The organism is Curtobacterium sp. 1544, assembly GCF_040544915.1.
Lineage (GTDB): Bacteria > Actinomycetota > Actinomycetes > Actinomycetales > Microbacteriaceae > Curtobacterium > Curtobacterium pusillum_C.
On record NZ_JBEPKX010000019.1, the window covers coordinates 1 to 23,290 of the forward strand.

Consider the following 23,290-nt stretch of genomic DNA (forward strand, 5'->3'; position numbering starts at 1 on the left):
GCGGGGCGCCAACACCCCCCGGCTCCGGGGGGGGCCGGGGGGCCCCCCCCCCCCCCCGCGGGGGGCCCCCCCCCCCCCCCCGGGGGGGGGGGGGGGGCCCCCCGCCCCCCCCCCCCCTCCCCTCTGTCGTGTCAGCCGCGTCGCGACGCGGTGACCGTGAACTTCGGGGTCCGGACCACCTGTCGGGTGGGCCCGACCAAGCGTTCGAGCACCGGCCGGTAGCGCAGGTGCGAGTTCCAGACGCACCACAGTTCACCGCCGGACTGGAGGATCGTGGCCGCGTTCCGGAACATCGCCTCGGCCGCGTCGGTGGTCACCGTGGTGTCCGCGTGGAAGGGCGGGTTGCAGAGCACGAGCTGCGCGATGCCCTCGCCGAGCTCGTCGCCGGCATCGGAGCGCAGGACCTGCACGCGGTCGGCGACGCCGTTCGCCGCCGCGGTCGCCCGGGTGGAGGCGACCGCGATCGCGGAGACGTCGGTCGCGACCACCTTCACCGCCGGGCGTCGGCGGGCGACCGCAGCGGCGATCACACCGTTCCCGCAGCCGAGGTCGACGATCGTCCGTGCCGTGGGGACCGCGTCGTCGACGGCGTCGAGCAGCACCCGTGTCCCCTGGTCGAGCGAGGTCCCGGCGAAGACGCCGCCGTGCGCCACGAGGGTCATCCCGAGGTCGTCGACGTGCACGGACCGCGGCCACGGGTTCGTCGCGTCGGCCCGGGTGGCCGAGGCACGCAGCGGATCCTGCGCGATGAGCAACCGGGACTTCCCCCGCCCCCGCGACGCCGTGACCTCGCCGAAGTACCGGCGGAGGACGTCGTTCTGCGACAGGTTCATGTGTTTCGTGACGCCGCCGCACAACAGCACGACGTCGGGGGCCGCGTAGCGGGCGACCGCACGGGCGACCTCGTCGAGCCGGTCGTTCGACTTCGAGAGCCGCAGCAACACGAGTCGGACGTCGCGGAAGGCCTGCTCGAGCGTCTCCGGGTGGTGGAAGCCCCGACGGCCGAACGTCCCGGCGTTGGCCTCGAGCGCACGGACCCCGACGAGGGAGTCCTGCACGACCCGGACGTCGGACGCGCCGTGCACGGTGATGGCGCCGAGCGTGAGCACCCCGAACCGGTCGTCGACGACGGCGACCTCCCCCGGCTGCCGGAGCGCGTCGCCGTGCACGTGCGGGGCCTCGTCGAGGATGAAGCGGTCCGTGCCGTCGATCGCGATGAGGTCCGCCGCGGCGTCGTCGCGGCGGCGGAAGAAGTCGGCGAAGTCGGGTGGCACCGCGCCAGCGTAGCCGGGGGCGGTCCCATCGCACTCGGAAGGTCCACACCGACCGTATACGAAATATCAATACACTGGGGCTCCCCCACCAGAAGGAGCTCTCATGGCCCCCTCTCCGTTCCGGAGCACTGCAGTCGTCTGCAGCATCGTCACCGCGTCCCTCGGCTTCGGCCTCCTGACCCCGGTCATGGCGTCCGCAGCGACACCCCCGCCCGCGTCCTCGGTCGCGCAGGACCCGCCGGTCGACTCGATCCCCGTCGACCCGCGACTCGATGCACCGATCGTGTCGCGCATCGAGGACACCTTCGCCGGCTCGCGTGCCGTCATGGGCTTCGCCGGCGGCGACGACGTCTACCTGCTCGACGGCGACGAGACCGTCAGCCGTTGGGCCGGCGGGCAGGGACTCTTCCTCCTCCGCGCCCTCGACAAGTACCGCGACAGCGCGCTCGACCTCGTCCGGGTCCACACCGCCGCCGACGGCACGAAGACCCGGACCGAGCGGAGCGCCCTGCCGCGCACCCTGCAGGTCGACGGCCTCCGCGCGTCCAACCAGTTCCTCCCCGGCACGAAGCAGTTCCGCGGCACCGCGTCCGCCGGCGCCACCATCACGGCCACCGACGTCGCCAGCGGCACGACGCTCTTCGAGACCGAGGTCCCTGCTGCCCGGACCGCCGTCGGAGCCTGGAGCGCCGATGCCGAGCTCACCGCCGGCGACCACACCGTCACCTTCACGCAGACCCTGCCCGACGGGCGGAAGAGCGTCATCGACCGTGTGGCCTTCTCCGAGGGCACCGGTGAACCGCCCGCTGCACCGGTCGTCCAGCCGTCCGAACGTCGCCTCGACGGCGACTTCACCCTGTGGGGCGCAGTCGACGACCGCACGGTCGAGGTCGAGGTCCGCACCGCCGACGGCAAGTCGATCGGTGAGACGCGGGTCGTGGACGGCGACTTCACGGCGACGGTCCCGCAGGAACACCTCGGCTCCACGGTCGACGTCGTGGCCATCGCGGCCGACGGCACCGAGTCCGCCGTGTCCCCGGCCGAACTCACGCCGCTGCCGGTCAGCGCGGCCGTGACGAAGCCCGCCGTGCGCGAGGTCAACGTCCTGCCCGACGGCACCGTCCAGGTCATCGGCGAGGTCCAGCAGATCGCGGGCGCGCAGGTCCTCGACGGCGACACCGTCGTCGGGTCGATCCCGTCCGGCACGAACGGGTGGAGCTTCAACATCCGTGCCCAGTTCACCGGGAAGCAGCTCGACCTCGTCAACCTCGGTTTCGACGGACAGCGCTACTCGGCGACGTCCGAGCGCGTCGCGCTCCCCCGCCTGCTGCAGGTCGACGGCGTGGCAGCAGAGAACTCCTACACGCCCGGTGAGAACGACTTCTCCGGGTCGGCCGAAGCCGGCGCCACCGTCGTCGCACACGACCAGACGGGGACAGAACTGTTCCGTGCCGAGGCCGAGGCGACCCGTTCCGGCGTCGCGAAGTGGTCTGCTCGTGCCGACCTCGCGAGCGCCGACGGCTACGAGGTCACCTTCACGCAGACCACCGCGGACGGTCGCACCTCGGTCATGAAGGACATCTCCTTCACCGCCGAGGTCGCCGACGTCTTCGCAGTGACGAGTCCGGAGGCCGGCTCGGACCACAAGGGCGAGATGGTGACCTTCACCGGTCGCGGAGAGCCCGGTGAAGACGTCACGCTCGAGGTGACGAACTTCGCGTCGACGCCGGTGACGACCGAGGTCCGCACCGACGGCACGTGGAGCGTCCAGCGGTACCTCGGGACCGGCGCCTACACGTTCGAGGTGACCCAGCGGAACGCTGCCGGCGACACCACCGCGACCGTGTCCGACTTCCGCCTGAACCAGCCAGCCGCGGGCGCGGAGCGGCCCTTCGCGGTCACGAGCCCGGAGGCGGGGTCGGACCACAAGGGCGAGATGGTGACCTTCACCGGCACGGGCGCGGTCGGCGACGACGTGACGCTCGATGTCACCAACTTCACGTCGACGCCGGTGACGACGTCGGTGCGGAACGACGGCACGTGGAGCGTCCAGCGCTACCTCGGCACCGGGGCGTACACGTTCGACATCACCCAGCGGAACACCGCGGGTGAGACCACCGGGCGCGTCACCGACTTCCGGGTGAACCAGCCCGTCGCGGGTGAGGACAAGCCCTTCACGGTGACCGCTCCGTCCACCGAGACGACGTTCACGCCGGATACCGTGCTCGAGTTCGTCGGTACCGGCGCGGTCGGGGCCGACGTCCTGGTCGACCCGGGGCCCGGTCTCGCCTCGGTCAGCACCACGGTCGCCGGCGACGGGACCTGGAAGGTCGGCAAGTACGTCGGGAACGGTCGGTACCGCTTCGTCGTCACGATGACGCCGAAGACCGGCGCGCCGGAGTCCTCGGACCCGATCGTCATGACGCCCGCGCGCTGACGCGCCACCGCCCAGAGCCCCCGCAGCCTTCTGGTTGCGGGGGCTCTTCCGTGCCGGCCGCCGCGCGGTGCGACCGGCCGCTGGGAGTGCCGGGACGACGAACGCCCCTTCCGGATCACCGGAAGGGGCGTTCGTCGTGGTCGGGAGGTGCGCTACTCCTTCGCGGAGAGCGGCATCAGCTTCGTCCCGTTCCCGGCCTCGTGGTGCACGGGTTCCTTGCCGCCGTAGTAGATGGTGTTGTCCTTCCCGGCGGTGGTGATCTCGGAGACCGACTCCACGGTGATCGTGTTGCCGTCACCCTCGACCGTCAGCTTCTTCAGCGCGTCGGTGGTGATGGTGTTGCTCGAGCCCATGACGTCGACGAAGTCACAGGTGTCGAGCGAGAACGTCGCGTCGCTCTTGACCGGCGCCGACACTCCGTCGACACAGGCGCCGCTGTCGTCGGCGACGCCGCCGGCCGGCGACGAGCTGGCGGACGTGGTCGGCGCCGGCGACTTCGTGCTGGAGCTGTCGACCTCGTCTGCGGTAGCGGAGCAGCCAACGAGGACGAGGGAGGCGAGCGCTGCTGCGCTCAGGGAGATCGCGATCCGGGTGGTGGCGCGCATGACGGCTTTCCTGTCTGTGATGCGGAGTCGTGCCTCCGCGGCGTGGTCATGAGAGGCCGGACCAGATGACGGTCGGGCCGTGCTCGTGGAACGGCCGGGCCCGGTGGTGGCCGGGCCCGGCCGTGTCGATCGGCGTCAGCCGATCAGGTGCGGTGGTGCGACGATCAGTTGGCGGGCTGGTTGAACTGCAGGCCCTTCAGCTCGCCGGTGATCGCACCGGTGGTGCGGTTCTTCTGCGTGATGTCGATCGTGTACGCCCCGGTCCCGAGGAACTTCTCGAGCTTCCAGTGACCCTTGGTGTCGACGCGCGTGGAGATCGGCGTGCTCTCGAAGTTCGTCACCGTGATGGTGACTTCCTCGTTCGCGTTGCCGTCACCCTCGAACGTCACCAGCTGGCCGCGCAGGTCCGCGCCGTTCTCCGGAGAGGTGAGGGCGAAGGGCAGGTCGACGTTCTGGTTGAGCAGGATGTTCACCGGACCACCCGTGCGCTCATCGGCGGCGTTGGTCATCACCACGTCGATGTCGTACGAACCCGTCCCGGCCCACCGGTCGACCTTCCAGTCGCCCTTGTTGTTCACGACCGTCGACCACGCCGACTGGGTCGCGCCCTTCGGCGTGAACGTCACAGTGTCACCAGCGTTGCCGGTACCGGTCCAGGTCACCATCTCACCGCGGTGCTCCTCACCCGACTCCGGCGACGTCACCTCGAACGGCTTGTTCACCGGCGCCTCGTCCGACGGCTGGTTGAACTGCATGCCGCGCTCTTCACCCGTGATCGCTCCGGTGGAGACGTTCGTCTGCACGATGTCGATCGTGTAGGCCCCGGTCCCGAGGAACTTCTGGATCTTCCAGTGACCGGTGCGGTCCACGCGGGTGGAGATGGGCGTGCTCTCGAAGTTCGTCACCGTGAGGGTGACCTGCTCGTTCGCGTTGCCGTTGCCCTCGAACGTGACGAGCTCACCCTTGTGGTCGGAGTTGTTCTCTGGCGAGGTCACCGCGAAGTCGAGGTTGACGTCCTGGTTGAGCAGGATGTTCACCGGACCACCCGTGCGCTCATCGGCGGCGTTGGTCATCACCACGTCGATGTCGTACGAACCCGTCCCGGCCCACCGGTCGACCTTCCAGTCGCCCTTGTTGTTCACGACCGTCGACCACGCCGACTGGGTCGCGCCCTTCGGCGTGAACGTCACAGTGTCACCAGCGTTGCCGGTACCGGTCCAGGTCACCATCTCACCGCGGCGCTCCTCACCCGACTCCGGCGACGTCACCTCGAACGGCTTGTTCACCGGCGCCTCGTCGACGGGCTTGTTCAGCACGAGGCCGCGCCGCTCACCCGTGATCTCGTTGGCAGCGTTCTGCTGCGTCACGTCGATGACGTAAGTACCGTCACCGATCCACCGCTGCACCGACCAGCGACCGTTGTCACCGACCTTCGTCGTGACGTCCGTGCTCGCGAAGTTGGTGACGTGGACACGGACCTCTTCGCCGGCGCGACCGTCACCGGAGAAGGTGACCATCTCACCCTTGTGCTCCGACTCGTTCTCCGGCGTCGTCACCACGAAATCGCGGTTCACACCGTCCACCTGGACCGTCACCCGCTTGTCGTCGACCTCGCGGCCGTCGATGGTCTGGACGACCCGGAGCGTGTTCTCGCCGTACTGCAGGCCAGAGACGGTGAGTTCCCACGAGCCGTCGTCATTGGTGACGTCGACGGACTGGGTCCCGACCGACACCGTCGAGCCCTTGGTCGCCGTCCCGACGAGCTTCGCGGTCAGCGCCTCGTTGTCAACCGACTCGACTTCAGCCTCGAGCTCGGTCTCAGCGGACTCGATCGTGGTCTCGGTCGTGCTCGTCGTGTCGAACGCCCCTTCGACCGCCGTTCCGACGAGCTTGGTCGTCATCGAGGTCGAGCCGTCCGCGATGTTCGCCGGCGTCTCGACGTCGATGCTCCACCGCAGCAGCGACGCGTCCGGCAGCGTCCAGGTGCTCGAGGTCGGCTTGAACGTGAAGGTGTACGTCTTGCCGTCCATCGACAGGTCGCCGCCGGTGAGGGTCGTCGACCGGTTCGTCCAGTCCTCGCCGGGCTTCTTGTACGCGCCCTGGATCGTGTCCTGCCCCTCGGCGAAGGTGGTGCCCTCCGGAGCCGTGAAGGTCACCGTCGCGTCGGGGCGCGAGACGTCGCCCTGCGTCTTGAACTGCGTCTCGACCTTCGTAGTCTCGGCACGCTTGAGCGTCGCCGGAGTGCCGTCCTGGCCCACGATGGCGGTGCTGTTGATCGTGACCGTGATCGGCTTGGAGTCGACGGTGTCCTCACCGATCTTGTGCTCCACGAGCAGGCTGTTCGGACCCGACTCGAGGCCGGTGACCTCGAGGGTCCACTCGCCGTCGCTGTTCGCGGTCGCGCTCTGATCACCGACGACGATCGTTGCATTCGGTGTCGCCGTGCCCTTGAGCACCGCGCTACCGGAAGCGTGATCGATCGAGTCGACCTCCGCGGTCAGGTCGCGCTGCGCGACCTCGAGGTCGGTGGTCGTCTTCCCCGCAGCCCGGAAGTCGCCCTTCGAGCTGTCGCCGCTGAACACGAAGTCCATCTGACCGGCACCTGCGGCCGCGTCCTCGTCCGCGGTGACGTCGAGCAGGAAGCGGTACTGCTGCCCAGCGGGACGAGCCCCGGCCCAGTCGACGTCGAACGTGGCGGTCTTGCCGTCCGTCGAGACGCGGCCGTTCTCGAGTGGAACCGAGTCCGAGGCCGACCACTCGTCGGAGCCGACCGCGCGGATCGATCCCTGAACGGTGCTCTGCCGGGTGAAGGTCGTGTTCTCTGGAGCAGTGACCGTGACGGTGCCGTCGACGTCCGACCGCGCTTCGTTGTTCTGCACGACCATCGGGACCTGCTCGGACTCGCCGCGCTGAAGGCCGACGGGCCCCTGGTCGATGCCGACGAGGGTGCCACCCTCGACGATCGTGACCGTGACGGGCTTCTCGTCGACCTTCGCGCCGTTGAAGTTCTGCACAGCGGTCAGAGGATTCGCCCCGACCCGCAGGTTCTCGACCAGTATCGACCACTTCCCGTTGTCGTCGACGTTCGCGGTCTTGTCGCCGATCGTGACAGTCCCCTTCGGCGTCGCCGTCCCCGATACCGCCGCAGACTTCGCGATATTGTTCGTCTTCGTCACGTCCGCAGTCAAAGCGCTTGCCTCGGGGGCGAGTTGTGTGATGTCAACCCATGCTGCGAAAGAGTTGCGGTCGACAGCAGACCACTCCGTCCCTAGGCTCCTATTGCCAGGATAGTTTTCTGAGTAGAGGTACCACCGACCGTTGGTGGCCTGGTACCACTGGAAGTTCTGGGAGCTCGCTCCGCTGCACCGATGGTTGGTGATTCGGTCCACCAACTTGCTGATCTGGAGGCAGGTGTTACTAGCAGTTCCGGTGCCTCGAACCTCGCCACGCTCATCAAATGCAGGGAACGTCCAAACGGCGGCGTCGCGCGCCGCGTCCGTATTGGTTGCCTTTCCGCTCCCCCCATTCATCAGCCCACCTGCGGAAGGTGCGTAAAGCCCGAAATATAGCCCGCCCTGCGACATGACAAATTTGCCACTCAAGCGCGGGGACACATCCTGTGTAGCAGCATTCGAACGGATTGCAGGAGGAGCGCTGGTGTTGGCTTCAGCGGGAGAAGGCGAGAAATTGGACGCGAGCGTGGCCGCGGCTAGCCCGGCTGCGCCGAGGGTTTTGAAGGCCGACGCGGCCCTCTTCTTGTGAGACATGTGCATCTTTCAGGACAGGCCGCGCGACGGCGGCTGTGCGGGAGGGAAGCACACACGCGACGGCCTCGCCGTCGCTGCATGTACATCCAGAATATCACGTGACATACCAATATACGAACGGCGATACCGATTCGAGACCTGCTGTGAGTTGAGTGCGAACGACGCAACTTTTCGTACGCGCGGTTGACGTGCCTCCTGTCCGGAGTAGAGTTGAGCCCATCGGACGCAAGTCCAACGACTTCCGCACCAATCGAAGGAGCATCACCACATGGGACGTGCAGTAGGCATCGACCTCGGAACCACCAACTCGGTCGTCAGCGTGCTCGAGGGCGGTGAGCCCACCGTCATCGCGAACGCCGAGGGCCTCCGCACCACGCCGTCGATCGTCGCCTTCACCAAGGACGGCGAGGTGCTGGTCGGCGAGACCGCCAAGCGCCAGGCCGTCACGAACGTCGACCGCACCATCGCGTCGGTCAAGCGCCACATCGGCACCGACTGGACGACGGAGATCGACGGCAAGAAGTACACGCCGCAGGAGATCTCGGCCCGCACCCTCGGCAAGCTCAAGCGCGACGCCGAGCAGTACCTCGGCGAAGACGTCACCGACGCGGTCATCACCGTGCCGGCGTACTTCAACGACGCCGAGCGCCAGGCCACGAAGGATGCCGGCGAGATCGCCGGGCTCAACGTCCTCCGCATCATCAACGAGCCGACCGCTGCTGCACTGGCGTACGGCCTCGACAAGGGCAAGGAAGACGAGCTCATCCTGGTCTTCGACCTCGGTGGCGGCACGTTCGACGTCTCCCTGCTCGAGGTGGGCAAGGACGACGACTTCTCGACCATCCAGGTCCGCGCGACCTCCGGTGACAACCGCCTCGGTGGTGACGACTGGGACCAGCGCATCGTCGACTTCCTCATCAAGAAGTTCAAGGACGAGCACGGCGTCGACCTGTCGACCGACAAGATCGCGAAGCAGCGCCTCAAGGAAGCTGCGGAGCAGGCCAAGAAGGAGTTGTCGAGCCAGCTCAGCGCGAGCATCCAGCTCCCGTACCTGACGCTGACGGCCGACGGCCCGCTCAACCTCGACGAGACCATCTCGCGCGCCCAGTTCGAGCAGATGACCTCCGACCTGCTCGACCGCACGAAGAAGCCGTTCAACGACGTCATCAAGGAAGCCGGTGTCTCGGTCAACGACATCGCGCACGTGGTGCTCGTCGGTGGCTCGACCCGCATGCCCGCCGTGGCCGAGGTCGTCAAGTCGCTGACCGGCGGCAAGTCCCCGAACCAGGGCGTCAACCCGGACGAGGTCGTCGCCGTCGGCGCCGCGCTGCAGGCCGGTGTCCTGAAGGGCGAGCGCAAGGACGTCCTGCTCATCGACGTCACGCCGCTGTCGCTCGGCATCGAGACCAAGGGCGGCCTGATGACGAAGCTCATCGACCGCAACACCGCCATCCCGACCAAGCGGAGCGAGACCTTCACGACCGCTGACGACAACCAGCCGTCGGTCGCGATCCAGGTCTTCCAGGGCGAGCGCGAGTTCACCCGTGACAACAAGCCGCTCGGCACCTTCGAGCTCACCGGCATCGCCCCGGCCCCTCGCGGCGTCCCGCAGGTCGAGGTCACCTTCGACATCGACGCCAACGGCATCGTGCACGTGTCCGCGAAGGACAAGGGCACCGGCAAGGAGCAGTCGATGGTCATCTCCGGCGGCTCGTCGCTGCCGAAGGAGGACATCGAGCGCATGGTCCGCGAGGCCGAGGAGCACGCGGCCGAGGACAAGGCCCGCCGTGAGGCGAACGAGCGTCGCAACCAGGCGGAGCAGCTCGTCTACTCGATCGAGAAGCTCATCAAGGAGAACGACGAGAAGCTCCCCGCGGACGTCAAGTCCGAGGTGCAGGCCGACGTTGACGCGCTGAAGTCCGCCCTCGCGGGTGAGGACGAGGACGCCGTGAAGACGGCCTTCGACAAGCTCAACGAGTCGCAGGGCAAGCTCGGCCAGGCCATCTACGCCCAGCAGGACGCGGGCGCAGCGGCCGGCGGCGAGCAGCCGACCGCCGACGACCAGGCAGCGCAGGACGACGAGGACATCGTCGACGCCGAGGTCGTGGACGACGAGGACGACAAGGACAAGAAGTAGATGACGGACTCCAAGGACAGCGTCCCGAACGAGGACGAGCCCCAGGTCGAAGGGGACGCCACCAACGCGGAGCAGCCGGAGGACCTCATCGAGGCCGAAGGCCCCGACGTCGAGGTCCCGACGGACGCGCCGGCAGGGGGTGCCACCGACCTCTCCCCGGAGGACGAGGCACTCCTCGCCGACGCCGCCCGTGGCATCGCCGAGGACAAGCTGAGCACCGAGGACCGCGACCTGGTCGCCGAGATGCGTGCGGACATGCTCCGTGCGCAGGCCGAGCTGGTGAACTTCCGGAAGCGCGTCGAGCGCGACCGCGAGGCCAACCGCGAGGTCGCGATCGCGGAGGTCGTGCGTGCACTCCTCCCGGCGCTCGACGACCTGACCCGTGCCGAGGCGCACGGCGACCTCGCCGAGGGCCCAATGCAGGTCATCGGGCAGAAGATCCGCGGGGGCTTCGAGAAGTTCAAGCTGGTGCAGATCGGCGAGAAGGGCGAGTCCTTCGACCCGAACATCCACGAGGCGATCGTGCAGCTCCCCACCCCGGGCGCCACCGGCCAGACCGTGGCGGACGTCGTCGAGCCGGGCTACAAGCTCGGCGAGCGCGTCCTCCGTGCGGCCAAGGTCGCCGTGGCGGTCCCGGCCTGAACCCGGACAGGAGGTAGGTGATCCATGGCCAGTCAGGACTGGTTCGACAAGGACTTCTACAAGGTCCTCGGGGTCTCCAAGGACGCCTCCGACGCCGAGCTGAAGAAGACGTACCGCAAGCTCGCGCGGCAGTACCACCCGGACTCCAACCCGGGTGACGCTGCCGCCGAGAACCGCTTCAAGGAGATCAGCGAGGCGTACTCCGTCCTCTCCGACAAGGAGCAGCGGCAGGAGTACGACCAGGTCCGCGCCATGGGCTCGGGTGCCCGCTTCACCGCGGGTGGCCCGGGCCAGGGCGGCGGCTTCGAGGACGTCTTCGGCGGGATGTTCGGCCAGGGCGGCGGCGGACAGCGTGTCCGCTTCGGCCAGGGCGGAGCAGGCGGTGCCGGCGGCTTCGAGGACATCCTCGGCGGGATGTTCGGCGGGGGCGGGGGCTTCGGCCAGTCCTCCGGCGGCTACCGCGGCTTCGGGGGACCGACGAAGGGCCGGGACGTCTCCGCGACGACGACGCTCGACTTCACCACGGCGATCGCCGGCGACACCGTCAAGCTCTCGCAGGGCAACGGCCGTCCGGTGAACGTCCGCATCCCCGCGGGCGTCGCCGACGGCCAGAAGATCCGCCTGCGTGGGCGCGGTGAACCCTCTCCCGACGGCGGTGAGGCCGGTGACCTCGTGGTCACCGTCACCGTCCGGAAGCACCCGGTGTTCGAACGCGACGGGCAGCACCTCCGGCTGGACGTCCCCGTGACGTTCGTCGAGGCAGCGCTCGGCGCGACGATCCAGGTCCCCACCCTCGGTGGCGACCCGGTGAAGCTGAAGGTCGCGCCCGGCACGCCGTCGGGTCGCGTCCTCCGTGTCAAGGGCCGCGGCGTCACGACCAAGAACGGGACGGGCGACCTGCTCGCCACCGTCCAGGTCGCGGTGCCGTCGCACCTGTCGGACAAGCAGCGGGAGGCCGTCGAGGCCCTCGCCGAGACCCTGCCCGATGAAGATCCCCGCGAGGACCTCCTCGCCAAGGCGCGCAGCTAGCGTCACGCAACAACAGCAGTACAACCCGGCCTGGAGGCACGGCGCGGCTCCGTCAGGAACGCGCGCCGTGCCTCCAGGCTGGTTTTCAGACCACGCGAACGACGGAAAGGAACACGCCATGACCGACATGGACGAGAACTCGCCCGTCTTCGCGATCGCGATGGCGGCGGAGCTCGCCGAGATGCACCCGCAGACGCTGCGGCAGTACGACCGGCTCGGCCTGGTCGTGCCGGGCCGCACGCGCGGCGGGTCGCGTCGGTACTCGATGCGCGACGTCGCGCAGCTGCGCGAGATCGCGCGGCTCGGGTCCGAGGGCGTCTCGCTCGAGGGCATCCGCCGCGTGCTCGACCTCGAGAACGAGAACCGGGCGCTCCGGCAGCGGGTGAGCGAACTCGAGACCGCGCTGGCCGACCAGCTCATCAGCCGACCGGGTGCCCGGGTGTTCGCTGCCACGGCGTCCGGTGCCGCCATCTCGTTGAAGGCCGGCTCGCGGCCGCAGCGGAACACGCAGATCGTGCTGTACCGCGGGCCGCGCTGAGCCGCAACCGATCCGGGCCGGTCAGCTGTGGCGTGGACTGGACCCAGAGTCCACCACCAGGCGGTTCGAAGTGGCGGAGGCTTCGTACTGGTAGTCGTAGACGGACCGTCGACGGGCCTTCGCCATCGTCATGATGGTGCCGACCGCTGCACAGCCGACGTCCGCCAGGACGGCTCGAGCGCCGGCGAGCTGCTTCCGTGTGGTCCGGTGGAGGGCAGCAACGAGGAGCGCACCGCCGGCGATCTTCGACAGGACCGCCGCGTCGGCCACAGGGAGCAGCGGAGGCGCGTCCAGCAGGACCACATCGAAACGCTGCTCGAGTTCGGCGACCACGGCGGCCATCGCTCCGCTGCCGAGGAGCTCGGTGGGGTTCGGCGGGATCGCCCCCGACGGCATCACCACGAGTCCGTCACGCCCCCACGGCTGTTCGGCGTCCTCGAGTTCGAGGCGTCCGATGAGCACGTCCGTCAGACCCGCGGTCCCGTCGATGCCCATGACGTCCGCGATGCGCGGTCGCCGGAGGTCGGCGTCGACGAGCGCGACCCGCAGGCCGTTCTCGGCGAGCGCGAGCGCGATGTTGACGACCGTCGTGGTCTTGCCCTCACCGGGGATCGACGACGTCACCACGAAGCTCCGCGACGTGCGGCCGATCTCGAGGAACTGCAGGTTCATGCGCAGTCGACGGAAGGCCTCGGCGAGCGGACTGGTGGGCTGCGCACGGAAGACGAGCGGGTCGTCCCGCACGGACTTCTCGAGTGCGATCTCCCCGATGGCGGGTGCCCCAGCAAGCGTCTCGACGTCCGTACGGGACTCGAGTCGGTTGTCGAGGGCAGTGCGGAGCGCCGCCGCCGCGAACCCGGCCAGCAGACCGAGCGCGAGCCCGGCTGCGACGTTCACCGAGAGCTTCGGTGATGCGGCGGACCGCGGGGCGACCGCCGGCTCGATGGTCGTGATCCGGAACGGGCTCGCACCCTCGGCCGGTTCCTCGAGTTCGGTGGTGACGACCTTCGCCAGGCTCTCTCCGATGCCGTTCGCGATCTCGGCGGCCTGCGCCGGATCGCGGTCGGTCACCGTGATGTTGACGAGCACGCTGTCGATCGGGGTCTGCGTGCGGACGCGCTTCGCGAGTTCCTCTGCCGTCGTGTCGAGCCCCAGGGCCGCGATGACCGGCTCGAGCACCCGACCGCTGACCGCGACGTTCGCGAACGACTGGACCTTCTGCTCAGCCGCCGTGCCCCCCTGCGCCAACTCGGACGAGTTGGACGCACCCGGGACCGAGACGTAGAGAGACGTGGCGGCCTCGTAGCTGGCGGGCTGGATCAGGGTCAACGCGTAGCCGGCGGCGCCTCCGACCAGAGCCGAGAGTGCGAGCGCGACCCATCCTCGGCGTACCAGGCGGATGATCGATTCGAAGTCCATCGGGTTCCTTTTGGTCGGTGGTGTCGAGTATGAATATATCACATGTTATTGAATCAGTGTCGGGTGCGGACGAGGTCGTCGTAGAGCTCGATGTGCTGACCGACTGCTCGGTCGAGGGACAGCAGTCCCCGCTCGACCGGCGCTTGGGCCGCGAACGCAGCAGCGCAGTCCTCGTAGGAGGCAAGTCGCTCGACCCCGAGGTCGAGCCACCGCTCGATGTCGTCGATGGCCGGCAGCTCGTGACCACGCGGAACCTGTTCGACCGCGGCGGCGACGTCGAACATGTGGACCGGCAGCGCACTCACGATCGCCTCTCCGGCGACGGTCGACTGCCCCTCGCGGTACGACGGCAGCACGAGCATGTGCGCCCGTCGCATCTCCTCGCCGATTCCGGCCCGGTCGCGGGCGCCCACGTACTCGACTGCGTCGTGGACGCCGAGACGTCGCGCTTCCGCCTCGAGATCGGGGCGCAGGCTCTCCCGGTGCGAGACGATCCGGAGGACGGCGCGCTCTCCTCGGTCGTGGATCCGCCGCAGCAGCTGGAGCGCGAGGTGTACGCGCTTGAACTCGACGAGCTGCCCGACGTACAGCAGCTCCCACGCTTCACCGGGCGCAGGGCGGTGACGCGGTACGGCGGAGAAGTGCTGCACGTCGAGGGCGTTGCGGATCACCGCGACCTTCTCCTCAGGGACACGACCGCCGAGGCGACGGCGCTCGTCGTCGGTGAAGACGACGAGCCGGTCCGCGCGACGCTCCGTCGCACGGAGGGCGATCCGGTGGTGCAGCGGCTTCCACCCGCTGAAGTGCGGGGTGAAGACGACACGGGCGCGCGGTGTCACGAGTGACCGGACGCAGGCGTTCATGAGGTGGTTGAGGTGCACCACGTCGTACTCGCTCCAGTCACCGCGGAACGTCGGCGCGGCGGCCGTGACGTCGACGCCCGCTTCCGACAGTCCGGCGGCGAGCAGACTGTCGGGCGTTTCGGGCATGTGCGTGGCGCGGTACTCCGCGGACTGGGCGAAGATGCCGCTGAGCATGAGGACCTTCATGAGGCGAGCCTTTCGGAGGTGGTGGGTGGGACCGCTGCCGCGCGGTTCGACGGTCGACGGGATCGCGACGTCACAGCGGCGAGGATGAGGGGAGGGAGTGCGAAGTAGATGGCGTTCTGCAGGATCGAGTAGCTGCCGACTGCGCTCGGCTGGCTCACCCAGAGCGCGACGAGGGCGGCACCGTACGCGGCGGGGAAGGAACCCAGGCGAGTCCGCATGCGGTCACTGACGAACAGCAGGATGCCCATCACCAGCGCGACACCCAGGACCCCGGGCAGGCCGAAGGACAGGAATCCTTCGAACCACGTCGGCAGGAGCTGGTCCCGGCCGATGTAGCTGTGGTAGACGGCGTGGTTGAAGAGCGCGACGCCGGATTGTTCACGCCACACGTCCGGGATCCCGGGGACCGGACCGAGCAGCGACTTCACGAACGTCTCGCCGCCGAACGCGCCGGTCTCCTCCGCCCAGGGCATCGCACCGGAAAGCTGCATCGGACTCGCCGCGTACACGAGCACGGACTGCAGGGCGGGGACGATCCCGACCTCTGGTGCGTCGAGACCGGTGCGGTCGAGCCAGAGGGTCGAGCGCAGGGTGCCGGCCGCGAAGAAGAACACGCCGAGGAGACCGACGGCCAGCAGTGACGACGCGAGACCGATCCGGCGTCGACTGCGATCGACGAGGACGAGCACGAGTGCGATCACGGCGAACACGATCGCGGCGCGGTTCAGCCCGTAGGACCCGAGGGCGAAGACCACCGCTCCGGCGAGGAAGAGGAAGACCCACCAGATCCGGCGCCCCTCCTGGTGACGCTTGCGCGCCAGCATCGCGAGTCCGAGGACCAACAGGGGACGGATCACCATCCCGATGAACGTCAGCGGCCCCTTCGGCACGATGTCGTTGCCCGTCAGCCCGTCGATGTCTCCGGAGAGGAACGAGGTGACCGAACCGACGTCCGGGAACCGGAGGACCAGGCCGACGAGACCGAGCACGATGAGCACCGCCGGCGCGATCGGACCGTTGACCAGTTCCGCCACCCGGACGACATCGGCGGGATCGGCCTGGCCCCGTCGTTGACCGAGCACCCCGCACACCGCGCGCGTGAGCACCACAGCAGCAGCGAAGGCCACCCCGATGAACAGGACGAGCGTGGCATCTGCGTGCGTTCCGGGCCGCCAGAAGAAGTTGCTCCCAGAACCGAACCACTGGATGATCACCGGCGCGATGCACCCGCGCAGAGCCTCCCACCCGAGGAAGAGGGTCAGCGCATCGACGCGGAGGCCGGTTCGGGACGCGCGGGACACCTCGATCCCGACGAGCAGGACGACGGCCTGCACGAGGACGGGCAGCGTGAACGGTCCCACCGGGCCGCCGACCACCGTCGCGAAGACGACGGAGAGCACCACGGCGAGGACCACCACCCCGCGGAGCATCCAGTGGACGGTCGCACGACTCGACCGAACGGCGTCGGACTCGATCGTGGCGCTCACCGGGCGACCTCCGCTCATGCGGCGCCGGGCCGGGACAGACCGAAGAAGCGGGTCGCGATCCCGGCGGCGTTCGCAGCCGCCGTGACGATGACGACGAGCGTCGCGCCCGCCACCCCTGCGGAGCCGCCGAGCACCAGCAGCACGCCGAACACCGTGACCACCAGACTCGTCGCGTCGGCGAGCACCCACGTGCGCCAGTGCCCACGGGCGACGCACACGTGCCCGAGACCGATGAGGACGGCACGCAGCGAGGTCGCGATGAGGACCGCGGACAGCATCACCACGAGCCCGTCGTAGCGTTCGGCCAGCGCGGGGAACACGACGACGAGCAGACCGAGCGAGGCCGCCGACCCCGACACGGAGAGCGCACCGAGCATGGCGACGAACGACCGCGGCGTCCAGAGGTTCTTCGACGGGTCCGGCGCAGCGAGCTGCCCGATGACGGTCTTGCCGAAGTACTGCGGTGCGAGCGTGACGATGGACGCGAACCGGAGCGCGACGCCGTAGACGCCGAGGCCGGCAGCGCCGCCGACGGCCCCGATCGCCCAGAGGACGATCCAGTTGGTGACCTGCCCCATGACGTTCGCGCTGAACCCCGCGAGCAGACCCGCACGCGGATCGGCGACGGGCTCGGGAACCGCGCCGCTCCGAACGGCGGTGAGGGTGACGACGACGGCGACCGCTGCGATCACCCCGTCGACGGAGAGCATCCCGACGACCGCCCACCAGGGCCCCGCCGTCATCCCCAGCACGAGTGCGAGGCCAGCGCCGACCACGGCGCGGACCGCATCGGTCCACGACGCCGTCCGGTAGCGGCCGGTACCCGCCAGGACGGCCACCACGGTCTCGCCCAGCGGCAGGACGGCGCTCAGGAGTCCGAACCCCGCGAGGGCGAAGACGTCCGTGGCGGTCGGCAGTTCGACCACGATCGCGTACCCGACGGGGACCGCGACCACGGAGACGAGGGCGTTCAGCACGAGCACGCGGCGGCGACCGATCAGCAGGCTGGCGAGGATCGGGCGCACGTCCCGGGTGCCGGCGCGTGCCGCGCGGGCGGCGATCGCGTTGGCCGACGTGCCCATCGTCGACCCGGCGATGCTGGCGAGCCCGAGGACGAGCACCTGCAGCGTCGTGAACCGGCCGTAGTCCGCCGGGCTGACGAGCAGCGCCATCGCCGCGAGGGCGAGGAACTGGACACCACGACCGCCGAACGCCGGGAGGGTCACGACGACGAGGTGCGTCGCACGGCGCAGCAGCGCTCGGGAGTTCGAGGAAGGCATGGACTCGCTTTCGGGTTGCGTCAACAATATCAATACTGACACGTGATATGCAATACTTGAACCGTGTCCAACGCTCCCCGTGTGTCCTTCGTCGTCCCGACCGTCCGCTTCGACCCGTGGCTGCAGATCGCCGTCGACTCCGTGCTGCAGCAGACCCACGACGACCTCGAGGTGATCGTCGTGGTGGACGACCCGACCGCCGTGGGCACGCTCGACCACGACCCGCGCGTGAGCGTCGTCCGGATGCCGCGACGATCCGGGAGCGCAGCAGCGATCAACGCGGGCGTGCTCCGAGCCCGTGGCGAGTACATCGGCCGTCTCGACGCCGACGACGTCGCGGAACCGTCCCGGCTCGCCGCGCAGGTCGCACGCCTCGACGACGAACCCGATCTCGTCGCCCTCGGGACCTGCGCGACCGTGGTCGACGCCGAGGGCACGCCGATCGGCTCCATCGACAACCCCGCGAGCGCGGACCTCGGCGCCGCACTGCTGCGGAAGAACGTCCTCGTGCACTCCTCGGTACTGCTCCGGCGCACGGCGCTCGACGCGGTCGGAGGCTACGACAGCCGTTGCGTCCGGATGCAGGACTACGACCTCTGGCTCCGACTCTCGCGCGTCGGTCGCCTCTCGAACCTTCCCGAACGGCTCACCCAGTACCGCGTCCACGGGACCATGCACAGCAGGTCGACCAGCCCCTTCAGCGTCTCCGCTCAGCGCGTGCGCGCTTCCCGCACGGCGCTCGCCCGCGCGCAGGGGCGCTCGGTCGCGGGGCAGCGGTTCCGCAACCTGGCGTGGACGGCGTCGCAGGCCGCCAGGCACTGGCGCCTGCGCCCGCCCGCGTACCTGCGCTGACATCGACCCACACGTCACCCGAACCCAGGAGGACACCGTGTCCCGACCCCGCTCCGGAACCCTGATCGTCAAGACGGACTACTCCCTGGACGTCGTCCTGCGCGACCAGCTCCGCTACCTCGCCGGCACCCCCCTCGCTCCCGTGCGCACCGCCTCGGACGACAGCGGTCGTCTCGAGCGCGTCCGGCAGCGCGAGGGGGTCGAGACGCACGTGCTCTCCCTCGAGCGCGACCCCGCACCGGCGACCGACCTCCGGACCCTCGCGCAGCTCATCCGGCTCATGCGCGACGTCCGGCCGTACCGGGTGATCTACGGGACACCCAAGGCGACCCTGCTCGGTGGCATCGCAGCGTGGGTCTGCCGGGTGCCCGTCCGCATCCAGATCCTGCACTGCCTCCGTCTCGAGACCACGACGGGGATCCTCCGGCGCTTCCTGCTCGAGACCGAGCGTCTGGCGATCCGACTCGCCACCCACACCGTCGCCGTGAGCAACGGGCTCCGCGACCGTCTGGGCGAACTCGGGGTCGACGTGTCCGGGGTCGACGTCATCGGCAAGGGATCGGTGGTCGGAGTCGACCGTGACCGCGCCGGCACCATCGGCTCCGACCAGGTACTGCGCGCCGCACAGCGCGAGCGGGTGGGTGCCGACGACGACGAGGTCGTCGTCGGCTTCGTCGGACGGGTCACCCGCGACAAGGGGATCGAGGAGCTCGTCCGCGCCGTCGCTGCGCTGCGCGACGTCGGCACTCGAGCGCGGCTCGTCCTCGTCGGGCAGGACGAGGGGGTCGACGACCTCGCGGACGACGTCCGAGCAGCGCTCGACGCTCCCTGGGTGACCCGGGCCGGCAACCTGGCGGACCCCGCGGAGGTCTTCGCCGCGTTCGACGTCTTCTGTCTTCCGTCCTACCGCGAAGGACTGCCGACGGTGGTCCTCGAAGCGTGGGCGACGGGCGTCCCCGTCGTCGCGACGTCGTGCACCGGGATCGTCGACCTCGTCGAACACGGTGCGACCGGTCTCCTGGTCGAACCGCACGACGATCGAGCCCTCGCAGCGGCGCTCCATCGGATGATCGACGACGAGGCCCTTCGGGACAGGGTCCGCGCGAACGCCTTCACCGAGGTCGACGAACACTTCGACCGCGTGGGCGTCTGGGAGCGCTGCGCCCGGTACTTCCTCGACGCGCAGCCCGCTCGACGGGCCCGCAAGACCTGAACGACGAAGGCCCCTCGGTCAGTGGACCGAGGGGCCTTCACGCTGCGCGCCGGGAGGGCTCCGCCGCCGAGTGCCCGCGGGTCAGACCGGAACGGCGCCCCGGACGCCCGTACGGGCGCGCCACGCCGAGTCCACTGCATCGAACGCCGAGCACTGTGCCGTCCACCCGAGGATCCGGTACGCGTGCGTCGGGTCGGCGACGACGGTCGCCGGGTCGCCGGCGCGGGGCGCGTCCTCGATCACGGTGATCGAACGGCCCGTCACGGCTTCGGCGACCTCGATGACGCTCCGCACGGAGGTGCCCGTGCCGGTCCCGATGTTGAACGCCCGCGCTCCGGCGGTGGTCCGGACGTGGTCGAGCGCTGCGACGTGCGCGTGCGCCAGGTCGAGGACGTGCACGAAGTCCCGCACGCACGACCCGTCAGGCGTCGGGAGGTCGGTGCCGAAGACCCGCACCGGCTCGCCCCGGTCCGCGGCGCGGAGCACGATGGGGATCAGGTTCGCGACGCCGTCGTCGGCGAGCTCCGGCCAGCCGGCGCCGGCGACGTTGAAGTAGCGGAGGTTCGCGGCACGCAGCCCCCACGAGCGCGCGGCGTTCTCCGTCATCCACTCGCCGATGAGCTTGGACTGCCCGTACGGGTTGACGGGTGCGAGCGCGTGGTCCTCCGCGACGAGCGGGACGGTCGTCTGACCGTAGACGGCCGCTGACGACGAGAAGACCATCTGCTCGACCCGGCACCGCTCCATCGCGGTCAGCAGGTGGACCAGACCACCGACGTTGCGGCCCATGTAGTGGGTGGGCCGCGCGACCGACTCTCCGACCTGCTTCATCGCGGCCAGGTGGATCACGTCGGTCACACCACAGCCGGAGAGGACCGCTTCGAGCTCGCCGAGCGCCTCGGGCGAAGCGAGGTCGAGACGGAGGTCGAGGGGCTCGTCCAGCCGCAACGCCGAGCCGGTGGAGAGGTCGTCCACGGTGACGACGGTCTCACCCCGCTGCCGGAGCACCCGTGCCACGTGCGAGCCGATGTACCCGGCAGCTCCCGTGACGAGGACGACGCGCGGAACAGTCGGGATCGGGTTCATACGGTCAGAATACCAGTATCACATACTGGTTGCCAGGATCAGAGGCAGTACAGTCGACCTCGTGCGATGGAGTCGAGTGAACTGGCCCGCGGTCGGCTACGTGTCGCTCGAGGACTTCGAGGGCGCCACCGAGCACCTGGTCCGCCTGCTCGAGGACGCCCCACCTCCCGTCGCGGCGCTCGCCACCGTGCGCTGGGTCGACGCCCGGATCGCCTCCCTCACCGTCGAGGCCTCCGCTCGCCACGGCGGTCCGGCAGCCGAGCCCGACGAGGACGCCGAGACGTCCGCCACGGACCTCCCCGGGCACGGCACCCCGGACCCGGTGACCGTGCACGCCGAGGTCGTCGTCCGCAACGACGAGGTGCTCGACACTGCGGACGGCCTCTGGCGGCGCTGGAACCACGCCCGGGTCACCCTCCGCCTCGACGACGCCGTGATCGACCCGCCGACCGTCGATCCCGCCGACCTGCTCGCCGGCGACGCGCACATCGCCCGCGGCGAGCTCGAACACGTGGGCGGCCTCGACGCCTGGGAGCTCCGCTTGCTCGTCTCCCCCGTCGGCGAGGTCGCGATCCGCTTCACGGACGCCCGGGTGTCGGTGCGCAGCGTCCCGGAGTCGGCCTTCGACGAGCTCGCGGACCGTCCGGCACGCGGCTGGCACGGCCCGGTACCGGACGGGTGGGTCGAGTGGGCGGACGAGGTCGTCCGCGCCGCCGCGCACGGCGACCTCGGCGGGCTCCACCTGGCCGACGACGCGAGCGACGTCGACGACCTCGACCCGCGCTGGGGCTTCGCGCCGCTGCACGCGGCGGCGTGGTTCGACCGGCCGGAGATGCTCGAGGAGCTCCTCCGCCGCGGTGCGTCGATCGAACTCCCCGACGTCGAGGGACGAACGCCGCTGACGCTGGCGATCGACCGCGACGCTCGGCGGGCAGTCGAGGTGCTGACCGGCGCGGGCGCCGACCTGGAGGCACGGGACGCCGACGGCAACACCCCGATCGTCCGCGCTGCGTGGGGCGGGCACGGCGCGGTCGTGCGTTCGCTCGCCGCCGTGGGTGCGGACACCAGGGCGGTCGGGTCGCGTGGCGCGACCCTGCTGATCGCCGCGGTGGACTCCGGCGACGTGGACACGGTCCGCTCGGTCCTCGCACTCGACGTCGACGTGAACGCGCAGGACGACGAGGGATCGACGGCCACCGACCGAGCGGAACTGCTCCGCGACCGGGCGGTCGCGGAGCAGTTGGCGCAGTACTACGCGGCCGGCTGAGCGGTCGTGGTGACCTCGAGCGCGTTGGCGGCGGCGACCCGCCCGTACCAGCGCGCCGAGTCCTTCGGCGTCCGGGCGAACGTCACCGGGTCCCACGACACCAGGCCGAAGGTCGGGCGGAAGCCGGACGCCCACTCGTAGTTGTCGAGCAGCGACCAGTGCTGGTAGCCGAGGACGTCGATGCCGTCCTCGATGCAGCGGTGGATGCCCTCGAGGGCACCCTGCGTGTACGCGATGCGACGGGAGTCGTCCGCGGTGGCGATGCCGTTCTCGGTGATCATCAGCGGCACGTGGCCGGAGAGCTCCCACGCGCTCCGGAGTCCGTCGGCCGAGGCCTCGGGGTAGAACTCCCACCCGGTCAGGGTCGTCTCCACGTCGTCGGCCACCGGAACCGGTCCGGAAGCGCCGATGAACGTGCGGGTGTACGCCTGCACGCCGAGGAAGTCGTCGCCCGCGGCGTTCTCCAGGTACCAGTCGTCGCGCGGGTACCCGTACTCGCGGAGCATCTCGTCCGCGCCGGGCTCGCCGGTCGACTTGAAGGCCTGCGTCGCGATGGTCCACCCGGACTGGAGGCCCGACACCTGTCCCAGCACCTCTCGCGACCGCTTGTGGCTGGCCAGCAAGGCGTCGGCGACCCCGAGGTCCGGGTTCGGCAGTCCGTAGGCCACCAGGTTCGCGGCGTCCTCGCCTCCGGCGAGCATCGCCGCGATGTTCGGCTCGTTGATCGTGCAGACGTAGCGGACGCCGTCCTGTACGACGGGGAGCGCGGCCTCGGTGTACCGGGCGAACAGGTCGGCGGCGTCGGGGGCGCGCCAGAAGCCGTCGCGCTCGAACCAGCGCGGCACGGTGAAGTGCATGAGCGTGACGATCGGCTCGACACCGAACTCGTGGCACGTCTCCACCATGCGGCGGTAGTGGTCGACCTCCGCGCGGCTGACGAACCCGCGCTCGGGCTCGATGCGGGCCCACTCGATGCTGAACCGGTAGGAGTTCAGCCCGAGGTCGGCCGCGATGCGGATGTCCTCGCGGTACCGGTGGTAGCTGTCGGCGGCGTCACCGGAGGGTTCGACGATGGTCGTGTCGGGTTCGTGCTCGTGCACCCACCAGTTCGAGTTGACGTTGTTGCCCTCGATCTGGTGCGCGGCGGTGGCGGCGCCCCAGAGGAAGCCCTTCGGGAAGTCGAGCGTGGTGATGACGGGGTCCTTTCA

17 protein-coding genes are annotated in these 23,290 nt (G+C 69.7%); 8 read left to right on the top strand and 9 right to left on the bottom strand.

Features of this window, described 5'->3' with window-relative positions; translation table 11 throughout:
* Positions 1-131: 131 nt before the first annotated feature.
* Positions 132-1,274 carry a class I SAM-dependent methyltransferase gene (locus tag ABIC61_RS11965; protein ID WP_354030070.1) on the bottom strand — a complete coding sequence of 381 codons (1,143 nt, stop codon included), beginning with the start codon at positions 1,272-1,274 and terminating at the stop codon, positions 132-134.
* A gap of 103 nt (positions 1,275-1,377) precedes the next feature.
* Between ABIC61_RS11965 and ABIC61_RS11970 the strand changes: the two genes are divergently transcribed.
* Positions 1,378-3,711: a hypothetical protein gene (locus ABIC61_RS11970; RefSeq protein ID WP_354030071.1), complete on the top strand. Its 2,334-nt coding sequence runs from the start codon at positions 1,378-1,380 to the stop codon at positions 3,709-3,711.
* Between the two features lie 152 nt (positions 3,712-3,863).
* Here the strand turns inward: ABIC61_RS11970 and ABIC61_RS11975 are convergent, their stop codons facing one another.
* Together ABIC61_RS11975 and ABIC61_RS11980 are read right to left on the bottom strand one after the other, a co-directional pair.
* Positions 3,864-4,316, bottom strand: coding sequence for a DUF3060 domain-containing protein (locus ABIC61_RS11975; RefSeq protein ID WP_354030072.1), 453 nt, complete (start codon positions 4,314-4,316; stop codon positions 3,864-3,866).
* A gap of 164 nt (positions 4,317-4,480) precedes the next feature.
* Positions 4,481-7,492 carry a hypothetical protein gene (locus ABIC61_RS11980; RefSeq protein ID WP_354030073.1) on the bottom strand — a complete coding sequence of 1,004 codons (3,012 nt, stop codon included), beginning with the start codon at positions 7,490-7,492 and terminating at the stop codon, positions 4,481-4,483.
* Between the two features lie 859 nt (positions 7,493-8,351).
* Between ABIC61_RS11980 and dnaK the strand changes: the two genes are divergently transcribed.
* The 4 genes from dnaK (at position 8,352) to ABIC61_RS12000 (ending at position 12,429) form a co-directional block, all read left to right on the top strand.
* Positions 8,352-10,220 (top strand): molecular chaperone DnaK, encoded by a 1,869-nt coding sequence (gene dnaK / locus ABIC61_RS11985; protein ID WP_354030074.1) that lies wholly within the window; start codon positions 8,352-8,354, stop codon positions 10,218-10,220.
* Positions 10,221-10,862 carry a nucleotide exchange factor GrpE gene (locus ABIC61_RS11990; RefSeq protein ID WP_354030075.1) on the top strand — a complete coding sequence of 214 codons (642 nt, stop codon included), beginning with the start codon at positions 10,221-10,223 and terminating at the stop codon, positions 10,860-10,862.
* A 24-nt stretch (positions 10,863-10,886) separates the two neighbouring features.
* The gene (locus ABIC61_RS11995) at positions 10,887-11,891 is read left to right on the top strand and encodes a DnaJ C-terminal domain-containing protein (protein WP_354030076.1); all 1,005 of its coding nucleotides are present in this window, start codon (positions 10,887-10,889) and stop codon (positions 11,889-11,891) included.
* 127 nt (positions 11,892-12,018) lie between these two features.
* Positions 12,019-12,429, top strand: coding sequence for a heat shock protein transcriptional repressor HspR (locus ABIC61_RS12000; protein ID WP_354030110.1), 411 nt, complete (start codon positions 12,019-12,021; stop codon positions 12,427-12,429).
* A gap of 21 nt (positions 12,430-12,450) precedes the next feature.
* Here ABIC61_RS12000 and ABIC61_RS12005 read toward each other — a convergent pair whose 3' ends face one another.
* Genes ABIC61_RS12005 through ABIC61_RS12020 form a run of 4 tightly spaced genes read right to left on the bottom strand, consistent with a single transcriptional unit; the run spans position 12,451 to position 17,664 of the window.
* Positions 12,451-13,848 carry a tyrosine-protein kinase domain-containing protein gene (locus tag ABIC61_RS12005; RefSeq protein WP_354030077.1) on the bottom strand — a complete coding sequence of 466 codons (1,398 nt, stop codon included), beginning with the start codon at positions 13,846-13,848 and terminating at the stop codon, positions 12,451-12,453.
* Between the two features lie 53 nt (positions 13,849-13,901).
* Complete coding sequence (locus ABIC61_RS12010) at positions 13,902-14,897, bottom strand: glycosyltransferase family 4 protein (RefSeq protein WP_354030078.1); 996 nt, start codon at positions 14,895-14,897, stop codon at positions 13,902-13,904.
* Entirely contained in the window at positions 14,894-16,384 is a 1,491-nt protein-coding gene (locus ABIC61_RS12015) for a hypothetical protein (protein WP_354030079.1), read from the bottom strand. The genes ABIC61_RS12010 and ABIC61_RS12015 overlap by 4 nt, the downstream gene beginning before the upstream one ends.
* 14 nt (positions 16,385-16,398) lie before the next feature.
* A complete protein-coding gene (locus ABIC61_RS12020) occupies positions 16,399-17,664 on the bottom strand; it encodes a hypothetical protein (protein WP_354030080.1) in 1,266 nt (421 codons plus the stop codon).
* Between the two features lie 63 nt (positions 17,665-17,727).
* On the opposite strand from ABIC61_RS12020, the gene ABIC61_RS12025 reads away from it, so the two are divergent.
* On the top strand, positions 17,728-18,516 hold the full coding sequence (locus ABIC61_RS12025) for a glycosyltransferase family 2 protein (RefSeq protein ID WP_354030081.1): 789 nt from the start codon (positions 17,728-17,730) through the stop codon (positions 18,514-18,516).
* A gap of 37 nt (positions 18,517-18,553) precedes the next feature.
* Positions 18,554-19,729, top strand: coding sequence for a glycosyltransferase (locus tag ABIC61_RS12030; RefSeq protein ID WP_354030082.1), 1,176 nt, complete (start codon positions 18,554-18,556; stop codon positions 19,727-19,729).
* Positions 19,730-19,810: 81 nt separating this feature from the next.
* Here ABIC61_RS12030 and galE read toward each other — a convergent pair whose 3' ends face one another.
* Positions 19,811-20,815 (bottom strand): UDP-glucose 4-epimerase GalE, encoded by a 1,005-nt coding sequence (galE, locus tag ABIC61_RS12035; RefSeq protein ID WP_354030083.1) that lies wholly within the window; start codon positions 20,813-20,815, stop codon positions 19,811-19,813.
* A 61-nt stretch (positions 20,816-20,876) separates the two neighbouring features.
* On the opposite strand from galE, the gene ABIC61_RS12040 reads away from it, so the two are divergent.
* Complete coding sequence (locus tag ABIC61_RS12040) at positions 20,877-22,082, top strand: ankyrin repeat domain-containing protein (protein WP_354030084.1); 1,206 nt, start codon at positions 20,877-20,879, stop codon at positions 22,080-22,082.
* Here the strand turns inward: ABIC61_RS12040 and ABIC61_RS12045 are convergent.
* Positions 22,067-23,275, bottom strand: coding sequence for a glycoside hydrolase family 1 protein (locus tag ABIC61_RS12045; RefSeq protein WP_354030111.1), 1,209 nt, complete (start codon positions 23,273-23,275; stop codon positions 22,067-22,069). The genes ABIC61_RS12040 and ABIC61_RS12045 overlap by 16 nt on opposite strands.
* Between the last annotated feature and the right edge of the window lie 15 nt (positions 23,276-23,290).

Coding starts and splice junctions, on each gene's coding strand:
- ABIC61_RS11970 (WP_354030071.1), top strand. CDS start 1,378: ATGGCCCCCTCTCCGTTCCGGAGCACTGCAGTCGTCTGCAGCATCGTC.
- ABIC61_RS11975 (WP_354030072.1), bottom strand. CDS start 4,316: ATGCGCGCCACCACCCGGATCGCGATCTCCCTGAGCGCAGCAGCGCTC.
- dnaK (WP_354030074.1), top strand. CDS start 8,352: ATGGGACGTGCAGTAGGCATCGACCTCGGAACCACCAACTCGGTCGTC.
- ABIC61_RS11990 (WP_354030075.1), top strand. CDS start 10,221: ATGACGGACTCCAAGGACAGCGTCCCGAACGAGGACGAGCCCCAGGTC.
- ABIC61_RS11995 (WP_354030076.1), top strand. CDS start 10,887: ATGGCCAGTCAGGACTGGTTCGACAAGGACTTCTACAAGGTCCTCGGG.
- ABIC61_RS12000 (WP_354030110.1), top strand. CDS start 12,019: ATGGACGAGAACTCGCCCGTCTTCGCGATCGCGATGGCGGCGGAGCTC.
- ABIC61_RS12005 (WP_354030077.1), bottom strand. CDS start 13,848: ATGGACTTCGAATCGATCATCCGCCTGGTACGCCGAGGATGGGTCGCG.
- ABIC61_RS12010 (WP_354030078.1), bottom strand. CDS start 14,897: ATGAAGGTCCTCATGCTCAGCGGCATCTTCGCCCAGTCCGCGGAGTAC.
- ABIC61_RS12020 (WP_354030080.1), bottom strand. CDS start 17,664: ATGCCTTCCTCGAACTCCCGAGCGCTGCTGCGCCGTGCGACGCACCTC.
- galE (WP_354030083.1), bottom strand. CDS start 20,815: ATGAACCCGATCCCGACTGTTCCGCGCGTCGTCCTCGTCACGGGAGCT.